This is a genomic window from Streptomyces genisteinicus (assembly GCF_014489615.1).
Lineage (GTDB): Bacteria > Actinomycetota > Actinomycetes > Streptomycetales > Streptomycetaceae > Streptomyces > Streptomyces genisteinicus.
Genome location: NZ_CP060825.1, coordinates 1,617,895 through 1,632,248, shown reverse-complemented (window position 1 = coordinate 1,632,248; position 14,354 = coordinate 1,617,895). Strand labels below are relative to the sequence as shown.

The following is a 14,354-nucleotide window of genomic DNA, read 5'->3' as shown; positions in this document are numbered from 1 at the left end:
ACTTGGTTTTACCAAGCATGAGCTTGGAAAGTCCAACAACATGTCTAGACTGCGTCGCATGCCACGTGAGACCCGCCGCCGGAGCTACGACCAGTACTGCGCCGCGGCCCGCGCACTCGACGCCGTCGGCGACCGGTGGACGCTGCTCGTCGTCCGCGAACTGCTGGCCGGGCCCCGCCGGTACACCGACCTGCACGCGGACCTGCCCGGGGTCAGCACCGACGTCCTGGCGTCGCGCCTCAAGGACATGGAAGTGACGGGCCTGGCCGAGCGCCACCGGCTGCCCCCGCCCTCGGCCGCCCACGTCTACGAACTCACCGCACGCGGCCGTGCCCTGCTCCCGGTGCTCGAAGCGCTCGCCGCCTGGGGCGCCCCCGAGCTCGCCGAACGCCGCGCCACGGACGCCGTCCGCGCCCACTGGTTCGCCATTCCGCTGCTGCGGGTCCTCGGTCCGGCCGCCGCCGGCAGCGGGACGGTCGAAGTCCGCATCGGGGAGGGCGTCTTCCACCTGCGCCTGCCCGACGACGCGTCACCGGCCTACGGCGACGGCCCGGCCGAGTCGCCGACCGTCGTCCTCACCCTCGACACGGAGACCTGCACCGCGCTGGCCGGCGGGGGGACGACGCCCGAGAAGGCGGTGCGGGACGGACGGATCGCCGTGGAGGGGGACGCCGGCTTCCTCGGACTGGCGGATGCGCGCAGGGCGGCCGGACAGGACGCGGGCGACGTGTGACGGTGGAGGGCCGCCGGGTGATGATGGGCGGGTGCGAGTCGAACCGATCACCTGGGAGCTGCTGGCCGGACACCTCGCCGAGCGGACGCTCGCGACGACGTCCGCCGACGGAAGCCCCTGGCTGCGCCTCGGCATCGACGGCGCCCCCGCCGCCCGCCCCGAGGACCTGGCGGCGCGCATCGCCGAGGAGCTGAGACTGCGCGGACGCGGTGTGCTCACGGTCGGCACGGGAGGCTTCCTGCGGCCGGCCTCACTGCGCTACGAATACGGCCGCGAGGACCCCGACACCTACCTCAGCGGCTGGTTCGACACCGGTGCGCTGTGGCGAGAGGTGCTGGGGCCGCTGGACGCGGGCGGCAGCGGTCGGGTGCTGCCCGACCTGTGGGACCCCGGCACCGACCGGGCCACCCGCTCGCCGCACGTGGAACTGCCGCACGGCGGAGTGCTGTTGCTGCACGGTCCGTTCCTGCTGGGGCACTGGTTCCCGTTCGACCTGACGGTTCACCTGCGGCTCTCGCCGGGGGCGCTGGAACGGCGTACCGAGGCGGCAGACCGCTGGACCCTGCCGGCTTTCGCGCGCTACGAGGACGAGGTGGCACCCGGCCGCGCGGCGGACGTCCTCGTCCGCGCCGACGACCCCAGGCGCCCGGCCTGGAGCGGCCTGCCCTGACGGCTCCCCGCACCCTGCATCCGTCGGTCCCGGACGCGCGCTCCCGCGCCGGGCCACCCGCCCCGGCGCGCCCCGCGTCCCCGTGCCGTGAGCCGCGAGGACGGGGCAGGCGACGCCCCGCTCGCGGCCCGGGACGCGCCGCGGTCCCGCCTCAGGGGCGGCCGCCGATGAGCGTCACCGCCTGCGCGCCGGCCCGGCACCCCGCCTCGGCGGCCGTCGCCGCGTCCGCGCCGCAGAGGCGTGCCGCGAGGAACGCCCCGGTGAACGCGTCGCCCGCGCCCGTCGAGTCCACCGGCTCGGCCGGGTACGCCGGGACCCTCGCCGTGACCTTGCCCGACTCGGCGACCAGGGCGCCGTCGGCGCCCAGGGTGACCACGGTGAGCGGCGCCAGCCCGCTGAGCTCGGCCGCGGCCTCCGCCGGATCGTCGAGGCCGGTGAGCAACCGGGCCTCGTCCGCGTTCGGGAGGAGGATGTCGACGCCGTCCAGGGCCGACAGGGTCGCGTCCACGCCCATGGCGGTGATGAACCCGGCGGACGCGGGGTCCACGCTCACCGGGATGCCCCGGGCCCGCGCCGCGTCCATCGCCGTCCGGGCCACCTCCCTGCTGGAGTCGGCGAAGAACAGATAGCCGGACAGATGCAGATGGCCCACCCCGTCGAGAAGCTCCGGCGACCAGTCGTCGGGCTCCAGCCGCAGCACCGCTCCGCTGTCCGTGAGGAACGTGCGCTCGGCCGACGCGTCGACGAGCGCGATGACCGTGGCGGTCCCCAGTTCCGCATCGGTCACCAGCAGCGGACGCACCCCGGCCGCGCGCAGCCGCTCCGCGTGCCAGGCCACGTCCTCCTCGCCCACCCGGGCCAGGATCCGCACGTCGCCGCAGCCTCCGTCCGCGGCCCAGCAGCAGACGTTGGCCCCCGCGCCGCCCGGCAGGATCCGGATGCCGGCAGCGGTGTCGGTGCCCCGGACGAGGGGCGCCGCGTGGCGGGCCACCACATCCGTGACCACGTCGCCGACGACCAGCAGCCCGGCATGCTCGTGCCCGTGTGTCTCGTGGCCGTGCGTCTCGTGCGGCCACGGCGCCCGGTGCGGCCGCCGCGTCCACGACGTCATGCGCGCACCGCCGCGTAGGCCGCCGCGACACGTGCGGCGAGCGTGACGTTGCCGCGTACCGCGGCCAGGTTGGCCTCCAGCGACGCGCCGTCCGTCCCGCGGGTGAGCCGTTCGAGGAGGAAGGGGGTGACGGCCTGCCCCGTGACGCCCTCGCGCTCCGCCTCCTCCAGGGCCAGGGCGAGCACCCGGTCGTGCAGTGCGGGATCCAGCTGGTCCGCCGCGGGGACGGGGTTGGCCACCACCAGCGAGGTGCACGGCGGGCCGAGCAGGTCCTGGGCGCGCATCACGGAGGCGATCTCCTCGGGCGATTCCACGGTCCAGTCCACGGGCTCCCCCGAGGAGGACAGGTAGAAGCCGGGGAAGTGGCCCGTCCCGTACCCGAGCACCCCCACGCCGAGTGTCTCCAGGCGCTGGAGCGTGGCCGGTACGTCGAGGATCGACTTGACGCCCGCGCAGACCACGGTCACACCGGCCCGGGCGAGCAGTCCCAGATCGGCGGACTCGTCCTGGGTCTGCGTCCAGCCCCGGTGGACGCCCCCGAGGCCGCCCGTGGCGAAGACCCTGATGCCGGCCCTCTCCGCCGCCAGCGCGGTTCCCGACACGGTCGTCGCGCCGCTGACCCCCGCCGCGAGCGCGGGTGCGAGGTCGCGGTGCCCCAGCTTCCGGATGCCGGGGTCGCCGGCGATCCGCTCCAGGCCCTCCTTGCCGAGGCCCACGCACAGCCGGCCGTCGAGGACGGCGACAGTGGCGGGCACGGCTCCCTGCTCCCGCACCAGTTCCTCGAGTTCGCGGGCGACGGCGAGATTGCGCGGGCGGGGCAGCCCGTGCGCGATGATCGTCGACTCCAGGGCCACCACCGGGTCACCGGAGGCGAGGGCGCTGCGTACCTCTGCGGACACTTCCACGGCACTGTTCGGCATGCCCTCATCCCTGGCGCGGCGAGGGGAACCGCAAACACCGGTGTGTCCCGGGCGTCCGGGGGCGGTCGGCGCAGGGACCGGGTCAGCCGGCCCGCCCGGGTCAGCCGGCGGGGCGCCGGCGGCCCACGGCCCGCCGGACCGTCAGGGCCGCCATCGGCAGCAGCAGCGCGGCGCCGAGCGCGTTGAGCCAGGGGTAGCCGGCCTGCGCGACCACCAGACCGGCCGCGGCGCCGCCGATCCCCGCCGCGGTGTTCATGGTGAGGTCCGACAGGCCCTGGACGGCCGCACGCGCCGGCTGCGGAACGGAGTCCGTGAGCAGCGCCGATCCGGCGACCAGCCCGGCCGACCAGCCGAGGCCCAGCAGGAACAGACCGGCCGCCGTGCGGCCGTGGCTCGCTCCCGCGGTGCCCGCCAGCAGCGCGGCGACGGCGATCAGGCCCGCGGCCAGGCCGATGACCGACAGACGCCCGATCCGGTCCGCGAGCCGGCCCATCAGCGGGGCGAACGCGTACATTCCCGCGATGTGGCCGCTGATCACCAGGCCGATCAGCTGGATGCCGGCGCCGTGGTGACCGAGGGCGACCGGGGTCATCGACATGATCGAGACCATCGCCGTGTGCGAGACGGCGACCGTCACCAGCGCCAGCCGGGCCATGGGGGAGTCGCGTACCGCACGGACTCCCGCGCGCAGCGAACGGCCCTCGGGGGAGCGGTCCTCGGGGGAGAGGGCACGCGCGGTCAGCAGCGGATCCGGTCGCAGCCGCACCAGGACCAGGGCCGCTGCTGCCAGGAAGACTCCCGCCGCCCACAGGAACGGGCCCGCGGCCGCCGGGATGCCGAGCGCGGACACGCTTCGCCCTGCGGGTGCGGCGATGTTCGGGCCCAGGACCGCGCCCACCGTCGTCGCCCACACGACCAGGGAGATCGCCCGGGCCCGGTGCTCGGGCTCCGCGAGGTCCGCCGCGGCGAATCGGGCCTGGAGGTTCGCGGAGGACGCCGCGCCGAACCCCGCCATGCCGAGGAGCAGCAGCGGAAAGCTCCGGACGACCGCGGCCACCACGACGACCGCCGCGCCGACCGCCCCGATCGTGTACGCGAGCACCAGACCGGGCCGCCGTCCCCGGGCCGTCATCAGGGCTGCCAGCGGCACCGACAGCAGGGCGGTGCCGACGACGCCGGCGGTGGGCGCGAGCCCGGCCAGCGCCTCCGTGCCGCTGATCTCCTGCGCGAGGACGGTGGCGAGGGCAATGCCCGTGGCGACCCCGAGGCCGCCCAGGATCTGACTGGTGACGAGCACCGCGTTCACACGGCGCCGCAGCGCGGGGAGCCCGGCGGAGCCGGTGACGGGGGATGCGTGCGCGGTGCTGTCGCCGCCGGTGCGGGCGGGTATGCCGGGGGGTTCGGAGTCGTCGGGCGGGCCGGGGCGGAGGGTCGTCACCGGGGCAGTGTGGCATCGCGTCCCGGGGCCGGACCCGCGGCGGTGGTCACCACCTGCGTCCGTCACCGTCACCGCTGCCGCAGGGGCCGGGCCGGTGACCGTCGCCCGGACCGGGGGCCGTCGCACTCGTGTGCCTGGAGAGCGGCCGCCCGGGGCGGCGGATCAGAACAGCGGTTCCGGCAGGACGCCCTCCAGGGCGAGCAGCCGGCGCTTGGTCTCCAGACCGCCGCCGAAGCCGCCCAGTCCGCCGTCCGTCTCGACCACCCGGTGGCACGGCACCACCACGGGTATCGGGTTGGACCCCATCGCCGCGCCGACGGCCTGCGCCGCACCGGGCTGCCCCACGCGGGCGGCCAGGTCCCCGTATCCGACGACGGTGCCGTACTCCACACCGGCCAGCAGTTCCCGCAGCACCTCGCGGTTGAAGCCGCTGCTCAGCGACCAGTCCAGCGGGAGGTCGAACTCCTTCAGCCCGCCGGCGAAGTACGCCCGGAGCTGGCGAACCGGCTCGGCGAGCCGCCCCTCCGTGCGGGCGACGGGCTGCGCGCCGAGCCGTTCGGCCAGCCGGGCCAGCGTGCGGTCGCGGACGGCGGGGCCGGCGTGGAAGGCGACGGCCACCAGCCCGCGCCCGCTCGCGGCGAGCAGCAGCGGACCGATGTCCGTGTCGACGACGCCCCACTCGAAGGTGTTCATGCGACCACGGTAGGACCCGCCACCGACAACGGGCCCCACCACCGGCGAACCCGGCCCCGCATCGGCGGCCGGCCCGCCGCCCCCGCCCGTTCACCACTGCCGACGCCCGGCCTCCCGCCCGGCGCGCGCCGCTCGCGCCGGTGCCTGTCGCCGGCGGCGTCCGTCAGCCGACGGCGTCCCGCACCACGTCCGGGTTGTTGGTGATGATCCCGTCGACCCCGAAGGCGGCCACCCGGGCCGCGCCTGCCGCGTCGTTGACGGTCCAGGTGCTGACCCGGAGCCGCTTGCCGTGGGCCCCCTTGAGGGCCTGCACGGCGGCGACGTACTCGGCGGTGAGCGAGGTGTGGCTCGGGTTGATCTGGTCGGTGAAGGCCGCGTACGAGGGAAGGTCGGCCACCGCCGGCGTGCCGAGGAAGCCGGTGGTGACGTCCGGCCGCTGCTCGTGGACGGCCCTGATGCTGTCGGCACCGAAGCTCTGGACGACCAGCCGGCCGTGCACGTGCCGCCGGTCCAGCCAGCCCTCCTCGCCCAGGACCCGCAGCGTGTCCCGCTCGATGCCCGGGTAGAGCTCCGGCTTCTTGATCTCCAGCAGGAGCTTCTGGCCGTTGTCGTCGACCCGCCGCAGGTACTGCCGGAGCGTCGGCACCCGGGCGCCCGCCCACTGCCCGCCGAACCAGCTGCCCGCGTCGAGCGTGGCGATCTCGGCCGCGGTGAAGTCCCCGACCTTCCACGGGGCGCGGCCGGGGAAGCGCTGCTCCACATCCGTGGTGCGGGCCAGCGAGTCGTCGTGGACGACGACGAGCTCGCCGTCCCGGGTGCGCTGGACGTCGTTCTCCACCCAGGCGAAGCCCATCCTGTCGGCGGTGTCGACGGCGGCGAGGGTGTTCTCGGGCGCGTAGGCGGAGGCGCCGCGGTGTGCGATCACCAGAGGCGTTCCCTGGGGTCCCGCCGCCGCGGCCGGGCCGGCGTGGGCCGGGGCGGGCACGAGCAGCGCGGTGACACCGGCGGCGGTGGCGGCCAGGGCGGCGGCGGGGCGCGGGCGAAGGTGCACAGAAACTCCTCATGTCGTGGCGGTGGTGCGCGGACGGGCCGACGGTCGCAGCGTCCGGAGAACGAGGGACAGGAGAAATATGGCCACGACGTGAACACGGCCGCCCGCGGCTGACCGCCGACTGCTCCGTGTGTCGACAAATTGCTCCCCCGCCGTTTGCTTCGGCTGCCCCGGGCCGTACGCTCGCCCGGAAACGGACGTTGCATCAGGCGGCACGGAATGGCGTGAACCGATCGGTGTTCCCCGTGCCCCGCGTCCGCGGGGGGACCGGGCGGGGACCGGTGGACCACGGTCGGCGGCAGAGGCCGGACCAGGGGCGTCGGGACTCACACGGGGCGGAAGGTGTGTGATGCAGGGCACGGTGGACGGATTCGGATACGGTCTCGTCACGCCCGTGGCGGCCTATCTCATGGCGTGCCTCGGGGGCGCCCTCGGTCTGCGCTGCACCACCAGATCCGTGCGCAACGGCGGCCGCTACCGGCCCGTCTGGCTCGCCCTCGGAAGCGCCGCCATCGGCTCCGGGATCTGGACGATGCACTTCATCGCCATGATGGGGTTCACCGTGGCCGAGGCGCCGATCGGCTACGACCGCGCCGTGACGTTCGCCTCGCTCGCGGTCGCCGTCGTCATGGTGGGCGTGGGCGTCTTCATCGTCGGCTACCGGGGCGCCACCACGATGGCCCTCGTCACCGGCGGCACCCTCACCGGTCTCGGCATCGCCTCCATGCACTACCTGGGAATGGCCGGAATGCGACTGCGGGGGACGATCGAGTACGACACCCCCACGGTCGCCCTGTCCGTGGTCATCGCCGTCGTCGCGGCGACGGCGGCGCTGTGGGCGGCCGTCTCCGTCCACCGGTTCTCCGCGAGCCTCCTGGCGAGCCTGGTCATGGGCATCGCGGTGAGCGGCATGCACTACGTGGGGATGGCCGCCGTCAGCGTCCACCTGCATCCGGCGACCGGCGGCGGGCCGGACCCGGGGGAGTCGCCGGCCACCCTGCTGGCTCCCGTGCTGATCGGCCCGCTGGTCTTCCTGCTGCTGGCCGCCGCCGTGGTGATGTTCGACCCGCTGCTGGTCGGCGGCGACCGGGAGCGCGACGGCGTGGAGGCGCCCCGGCGCCCCGGCATCCCCGCGCAGCGGGCGGCCCGGCCGCCGCGACGGGCCGCCGCCTGGGCGGCGGAGCCCGGCCGACGCCGCGGCCTCGCGCAGCGCGACCGCCCCTGAGCGTCACCCCACCCCGCCGCCGCGCCCTCGCCCGGCACCCCGCCGACCAGCGGTTTCCCGGTCGAGGGAGGCTGTTCGGGCCCCGTTGTCGGTGGCGGGTCGTACGGTGGGATCCATGCGGCCCGTTTCCAAGATCGAACGTTCGGTGGCGCCCTTCGAGGTCGTCAGCCCCTACCAGCCCAGCGGCGACCAGCCGACGGCCATCGCCGACCTGGAGCGGCGTGTGCGCGCGGGCGAGAAGGACGTCGTCCTGCTCGGCGCCACGGGCACGGGCAAGTCGGCCACCACCGCGTGGATGATCGAGAAGCTCCAGCGCCCGACCCTGGTGATGGCGCCCAACAAGACCCTCGCGGCCCAGCTGGCCAACGAGTTCCGCGAGCTCCTCCCGAACAACGCGGTCGAGTACTTCGTCTCGTACTACGACTACTACCAGCCCGAGGCGTACGTCCCGCAGTCGGACACCTACATCGAGAAGGACTCCTCGATCAACGAGGAGGTCGAGCGCCTGCGCCACTCGGCGACGAACTCCCTGCTCACCCGCCGGGACGTCGTCGTCGTCGCCTCCGTCTCCTGCATCTACGGCCTCGGCACGCCGCAGGAGTACGTCGACCGCATGGTGCAGCTCAAGGTCGGCGACGAGATCGACCGCGACCAGCTGCTCCGCCGATTCGTCGACATCCAGTACACCCGCAACGACCTCGCCTTCCAGCGGGGCACCTTCCGGGTCCGCGGCGACACCATCGAGATCTTCCCCGTCTACGAGGAGCTCGCCGTCCGGATCGAGATGTTCGGCGACGAGATCGAGGCGCTGTCCACCCTCCACCCCCTCACCGGCGAGATCCTGAGCGAGGACCGGTCGCTGTACGTCTTCCCCGCCAGCCACTACGTCGCCGGCCCCGAGCGGATGGAGCGCGCGGTCAACGACATCGAGACGGAGCTGGAGCAGCGTCTCGCCGAGCTGGACAAGCAGGGCAAGCTGCTGGAGTCCCAGCGGCTGCGCATGCGCACCACGTACGACATCGAGATGATGCGGCAGATCGGCTCCTGCTCCGGCATCGAGAACTACTCGATGCACTTCGACGGCCGTGAGCCCGGCTCCCCGCCGAACACCCTCCTCGACTACTTCCCCGAGGACTTCCTGCTCGTCATCGACGAGTCCCACGTCACCGTGCCCCAGATCGGCGCGATGTACGAGGGCGACGCCTCCCGCAAGCGGACGCTGGTCGACCACGGTTTCCGGCTGCCGTCCGCGCTCGACAACCGTCCTCTCAAGTGGGAGGAGTTCCAGCAGCGGATCGGCCAGACCGTCTACCTCTCGGCGACCCCCGGCGCCTACGAGCTGTCGCGCGGGGACGGGTTCGTCGAGCAGATCATCCGCCCGACCGGTCTCGTCGACCCGGAGGTCGTGGTCAAGCCCACCGAGGGGCAGATCGACGACCTCGTCCACGAGATCCGGCTGCGCACCGAGCGGGACGAACGGGTCCTCGTCACCACCCTCACCAAGAAGATGGCCGAGGACCTCACCGACTACTTCCTCGAGCTGGGCATCCAGGTCCGCTACCTCCACAGCGACGTCGACACCCTGCGCAGGATCGAGCTGCTGCGCGAGCTGCGGGCCGGTGAGTACGACGTCCTCGTGGGCATCAACCTCCTCCGGGAGGGGCTCGACCTGCCGGAGGTGTCCCTGGTGGCGATTCTCGACGCCGACAAGGAGGGCTTCCTCAGGTCCGGCACCTCGCTCATCCAGACGATCGGCCGCGCGGCGCGCAACGTCTCGGGCCAGGTCCACATGTACGCGGACAAGATCACCCCGGCGATGGAGAAGGCCATCGAGGAGACCAACCGCCGCCGGGAGAAGCAGATCGCGTACAACACGGAGAAGGGCATCGACCCGCAGCCGCTCCGCAAGAAGATCAACGACATCGTCGCGACCATCGCGCGTGAGGAGATCGACACCGAGGAACTCCTCGGGACGGGCTACCGGCAGTCGAAGGCGGAGAAGCCGGGCAAGGGCGCGAAGGCACCCGTGCCCTCCCTCGGCACCGCCGGCGGAGCGGGCAGGAAGGGCGGAGCCCTCACCGACCGGCCCGCCGCCGAACTCGCGGGCATCATCGAGGAGATGACGGAGCGGATGCGGGCGGCCGCGGCGGAGCTGCAGTTCGAGGTGGCCGCGCGACTGCGTGACGAGGTGGGCGAGTTGAAGAAGGAGCTGCGCCAGATGAGGGAGGCGGGGCTCGCGTGAGGCATGCCGCGCGCCAGTGTTGCAAGACCGACACAAAATCGGGCGGGCGGTGCTCCGGGGCAGCAATCACTGCGTAGGGTGCAGGTCAACCGCACGAAGTGCGGCGGAGTTTTCGAGAAGGGGACAGCGCGTGACGGTCAACATGACCAAGGGGCAGGCGATCAGCCTGCAGAAGAGCGACGGGGGCACCCTCACGGCTGTGCGGATGGGACTCGGCTGGCAGGCCGCTCCTCGCCGTGGTCTGTTCGGCTCCCGGACCCGAGAGATCGACCTCGACGCGTCGGCGGTGCTCTTCGCCGACAAGCAGCCGGTGGACGTCGTGTTCTTCCGCCACCTGGTCAGCGACGACGGTTCGGTCAAGCACACCGGTGACAACCTCGTGGGCGGCGCCGGTTCGGGCGGCGACGACGAGGCGATCCTCGTGGACCTCCAGCGGGTCCCGGTCCACATCGACCAGATCGTCTTCACGGTGAACTCCTTCACCGGCCAGACGTTCCAGGAGGTCCAGAACGCCTTCTGCCGCATCGTCGACGAGACCAACGGCCAGGAGATGGCCCGCTACACGCTCGACGGCGGCGGCCAGTACACGGCGCAGATCATGGCCAAGGTGCACCGGGCCGGCAACGGCTGGCAGATGACCGCCCTGGGCAACCCGGCCAACGGCCGGACCTTCCAGGACCTCATGCCGGCGATCCTGCCGCACCTGTAGGACCCGCCCGCGGGTGCGGGGACCGGCCGCGGCCGGTCCCCGCACCCGGCGGACCCGCAGCTCCCGGGGGCACGGCCACCGGGAGCTGCACCGCTTCGGGCCCGCCCGCGGCCCTGCACGACCAGCCCCACCATCACCATCAGCCCCACCATCACCATCAGCACCGCACCACCATCAGCACCGCACTGCACAGGACCGAGGGGACAGAGAGCGATGACGGCCGAGCTGGTCCGGGGGCAGAACCACCCCTTGCCGCACACCCGACTGGACATACGGGTGTCGGCCGGTCATCCGGTCGTGGCCTGCGCCACCCTCGCGGACGACCGCGGCGCCGCCCGTGACGAGTGGGTCGCCCGCCCCGGCGCCCCGGTGCTCCCCGGTGTCGAGGTGCCCGCGGGCGCCGAGAGCGCCCCGCGCTTCGCGCTCGACCTGGACGCGGTCCCCGCGGAGGCGCAGCAGATCAGCGTGCTCCTCGCGCTGACGGGCGCCGCCGGCTCCCCGGAGCGGTTCGGCGGGACCGCCGCGCCGTTCGTCGCCGTCGTCGCCGAGAACGGCGAGGAGATCGCCAGCTTCACCGTCACCGGCCTCGACAGCGAGTCCGCGGTCGTGGCCCTCGAGGTGTACCGGCGCCAGGGTGCCTGGAAGGTCCGAGCCGTCGGCCAGGGCTATGCCGGCGGTCTCGGCGACCTCCTGGCCGACCAGGGCGTCACGCGGGCCCGGGACATCGCCGAGTCCGTCCGCGCGGTCGTCGCGCCCGCGGTGCCCCGCACCGAGCCGGCCCGGGTCTCCACCCGTACGGACGGCGGCGCCCCCGCGGCGCCCGGCCCCGACCGGACCGCCGTCCCGGACACGCCCCCCAGCGCCGGACGGACGATCCCCGACGGCCCCTCGGCCCCCACGTCCCCCGGACCCCAGCCGACCCCGGTCCCCGACGGCCCGCAGGTGCCCGCGGGGCCGATCGACTACTCCCACCCGCGCCGCCGGCCCACCGCCCCGCCTCCGCCGGTGGCGGCCCCCGCCGCCGGGTCCGGCGGCCCCTCGGGCCCGGTCGCCGGCGACGCCACCGGCTGGTCCATGGACGAGCGCCTCTACAACCAGGTCTGGGGGATGTTCGAGGACCTCGCCCGGGCGGTCGCCGCGTACCGCAGCGCCGTGGAGTTCGCCGAGTCCCGGATGGACAAGGAACTCGACCAGGTCCTCTCCGACCCGCGCAGCCGCATCGGCAGCGGCGGGGACGCGGCGCGTGCCGCCGCCCGCGCCAAGTTCGAGCAGCTGCGCGACCAGGCGCGCCAGGTGCTCGACCGCGACCTGGCCCAGCTCACGGCCGAGTCCGAGGTCGTGGAGCCGGCGCTGCCCGCCTCCTACGCGCGCTGGGACAACCCGGTCTGGCACGCCTACCGGGTGCCCATGGAGATCCCCATGGCCCTGCGGATCGGTGACATCCACCTGCCGGAGAGCCCCGAACTGAGGATTCCGCTGCTGGTGCGCCTTCCGCTGGAGCGGGGGCTGTGGGTCGACAGCGGCAGGTCCAGTTCGGACGCCGCGCTGGCCATGGACGAGGGCGCACTGCGCCGTCAGGCCGCCGACACGGCGGTGGCCCTCGCGGCCCGGCTGATCGCGGTGTACCCGCCGGGGGAGTTCACCGTCCATGTCATCGACCCGGCCGGCTCGGCGGCCGCGCCGCTCGCCCCGCTCGTCGAGACCGGTGTGCTCGCCGCGCCCCCCGCCGCCGGGGCCCAGGGCGTGCACACGGTGCTCTCGCGGCTCACCGAGCGCGTCGACCTGGTCTCCATGGCCATGCGCGGCGGCGCGGCGGACGCCCTCCCGCCGGACCTCGACCGCGCCGAGCAGCTGCTGATCGTCAACGACTTCCCGCACGGCTTCGACGACCGCGCCGTCACCCAGCTGCGCTACCTGGCCGACGAGGGCCCGGCCGTCGGCGTCCATCTGCTGATGGTCGCGGACCGTGAGGACGCCAGCGCGTACGGCCCCGTGCTCGACCCGCTGTGGCGTTCACTCCTGCGGATCACGCCGGTGCCCGACGACCATCTGGCCGACCCCTGGGTCCGGCACGCCTGGACGTACGAGCCGGCGACCGTGCCGCCGGGCAGCGCCATCCTGCGCCAGGTACTCGAACAAGTGGCCGCCTCCCGGCGCTCCTGGGGGCGCTGAGCCGGTCCCCCGGCGGCGCTGCCATGCTCTGCGGGCAGCGCCACAAGCACCGACTTTACCTTTCCTTGGGCTTCCCTGTACTGTTCCTTGAGCGGAGGGGAGTACTCCCGACTTGCGGCGTGCCCGTCAATACGGACCGAAAGAGAGGTCCCGGGGCGCCGGCCCGAGCCGCGGCGCGAGCCGCCCGGGTGGAGGAGACCTCCGGCAGCGACGACGCTGATCAGTAGCCGTACGACGCCGGAGGCGCAGTGGACGTTTCAATGACTGTCTGGGTGCTGACCATTCTCGGTCTCAGTGCCCTCATCGCCGTCGACTTCTTCATCGGGCGCAAGCCCCATGACGTGTCGATCAAGGAAGCCGGAATCTGGACCATCGTCTGGGTCGTCCTCGCCGTGCTCTTCGGCGTCGGACTTCTCGTCGCGGGCGAGAGCCAGGCATCCGGTGAGTTCTTCGCGGGCTTCATCACCGAGAAGTCCCTGAGTGTGGACAACCTCTTCGTCTTCGTCCTGATCATGGCGAAGTTCGCGGTGCCGTCCCACCTCCAGCAGCGGGTGCTGCTGATCGGTGTCCTCATCGCCCTGGTGCTCCGCGCGATCTTCATCGCGGCCGGTGCCGCGATCATCGCCAGCTTCTCCTGGGTCTTCTACATCTTCGGCGCGTTCCTGATCTACACCGCCTGGAAGCTCATCCAGGAGGCGCGTGCCGACGACGAGGAGGAGGAGTTCGAGGAGAACAGGCTCCTCAAGTCCGTCGAGAAGAAGTTCGGCGTCGCGGACAAGTACCACGGCACCAAGCTCTTCATCAAGGTCAACGGCAAGCGCGTGATGACCCCCCTGATGGTGGTCATGCTCGCGATCGGCACCACCGACGTGCTGTTCGCGCTCGACTCGATCCCGGCGATCTTCGGCCTGACCCAGGACCCGTACATCGTGTTCACGGCGAACGCCTTCGCCCTGATGGGTCTGCGCCAGCTCTACTTCCTCATCGGCGGACTGCTGAAGAAGCTGGTCCACCTCAGCTACGGCCTGTCGGTGATCCTCGGCTTCATCGGCGTCAAGCTCGTGCTGCACGCGCTGCACGAGAGCGGCGTGCACGTGCCCGAGATCTCCATCCCGTTCTCCCTGGCCGTGATCTGCGGTGTGCTCGTCATCACGACGATCACCAGCCTGATCGCGTCCAAGAAGCAGTCGGAGAGGGAGGCGGCCGAGGCCGCCGCCGGCGGCGCGCAGGGCGACGCGGACAAGGACAAGGACAGCGTCGAGGCCTGACACGGCACCGGCGGGTCCCTGACCCCGGCCCCGGCCGGGGGCGGACGCGAGAGCGTCCCGCCCCCGGCCGGGGCCTCGTCGCGTCCGCACCCGTCCACGGGGGCCGCGGCTGCGAATACCGT

General features: G+C 73.3%; 12 protein-coding genes. 7 read left to right on the top strand and 5 right to left on the bottom strand.

Features of this window, described 5'->3' with window-relative positions:
* Nucleotides 1–58: 58 nt before the first annotated feature.
* Together IAG43_RS07245 and IAG43_RS07240 are read left to right on the top strand one after the other, a co-directional pair.
* Nucleotides 59–733 carry a winged helix-turn-helix transcriptional regulator gene (locus IAG43_RS07245; RefSeq protein WP_246574127.1) on the top strand — a complete coding sequence of 225 codons (675 nt, stop codon included), beginning with the start codon at nt 59–61 and terminating at the stop codon, nt 731–733.
* Between the two features lie 31 nt (nt 734–764).
* Nucleotides 765–1,403 (top strand): nucleoside/nucleotide kinase family protein, encoded by a 639-nt coding sequence (locus IAG43_RS07240; protein ID WP_187739931.1) that lies wholly within the window; start codon nt 765–767, stop codon nt 1,401–1,403.
* Nucleotides 1,404–1,554: 151 nt separating this feature from the next.
* On the opposite strand, the gene IAG43_RS07235 is transcribed toward IAG43_RS07240, so the two are convergent.
* From IAG43_RS07235 to IAG43_RS07215, 5 genes are all read right to left on the bottom strand, one after another.
* Entirely contained in the window at nt 1,555–2,514 is a 960-nt protein-coding gene (locus IAG43_RS07235) for a carbohydrate kinase family protein (RefSeq protein ID WP_187739930.1), read from the bottom strand.
* Nucleotides 2,511–3,434: a pseudouridine-5'-phosphate glycosidase gene (locus IAG43_RS07230; RefSeq protein WP_187739929.1), complete on the bottom strand. Its 924-nt coding sequence runs from the start codon at nt 3,432–3,434 to the stop codon at nt 2,511–2,513. Before IAG43_RS07230 ends, IAG43_RS07235 begins: the two co-directional genes overlap by 4 nt.
* 100 nt (nt 3,435–3,534) lie before the next feature.
* Nucleotides 3,535–4,824 carry an MFS transporter gene (locus IAG43_RS07225; protein WP_187744331.1) on the bottom strand — a complete coding sequence of 430 codons (1,290 nt, stop codon included), beginning with the start codon at nt 4,822–4,824 and terminating at the stop codon, nt 3,535–3,537.
* 210 nt (nt 4,825–5,034) lie between these two features.
* Nucleotides 5,035–5,565: a methylated-DNA--[protein]-cysteine S-methyltransferase gene (locus IAG43_RS07220; RefSeq protein ID WP_187739928.1), complete on the bottom strand. Its 531-nt coding sequence runs from the start codon at nt 5,563–5,565 to the stop codon at nt 5,035–5,037.
* A 163-nt stretch (nt 5,566–5,728) separates the two neighbouring features.
* A complete protein-coding gene (locus IAG43_RS07215) occupies nt 5,729–6,616 on the bottom strand; it encodes a glycerophosphodiester phosphodiesterase (protein ID WP_425508576.1) in 888 nt (295 codons plus the stop codon).
* Between the two features lie 349 nt (nt 6,617–6,965).
* On the opposite strand from IAG43_RS07215, the gene IAG43_RS07210 reads away from it, so the two are divergent.
* The 5 genes from IAG43_RS07210 to IAG43_RS07190 all read left to right on the top strand — a co-directional run bounded on the left by IAG43_RS07210 (nt 6,966) and on the right by IAG43_RS07190 (nt 14,232).
* A complete protein-coding gene (locus IAG43_RS07210) occupies nt 6,966–7,841 on the top strand; it encodes an MHYT domain-containing protein (protein ID WP_187739927.1) in 876 nt (291 codons plus the stop codon).
* Between the two features lie 115 nt (nt 7,842–7,956).
* A complete protein-coding gene (uvrB, locus tag IAG43_RS07205) occupies nt 7,957–10,083 on the top strand; it encodes an excinuclease ABC subunit UvrB (RefSeq protein WP_187739926.1) in 2,127 nt (708 codons plus the stop codon).
* Between the two features lie 130 nt (nt 10,084–10,213).
* Complete coding sequence (locus tag IAG43_RS07200) at nt 10,214–10,792, top strand: TerD family protein (RefSeq protein WP_187739925.1); 579 nt, start codon at nt 10,214–10,216, stop codon at nt 10,790–10,792.
* 213 nt (nt 10,793–11,005) lie between these two features.
* Nucleotides 11,006–12,964: a TerD family protein gene (locus tag IAG43_RS34940; protein WP_187739924.1), complete on the top strand. Its 1,959-nt coding sequence runs from the start codon at nt 11,006–11,008 to the stop codon at nt 12,962–12,964.
* Between the two features lie 248 nt (nt 12,965–13,212).
* A complete protein-coding gene (locus tag IAG43_RS07190) occupies nt 13,213–14,232 on the top strand; it encodes a TerC/Alx family metal homeostasis membrane protein (protein WP_187739923.1) in 1,020 nt (339 codons plus the stop codon).
* The last annotated feature ends 122 nt before the right edge of the window (nt 14,233–14,354 follow it).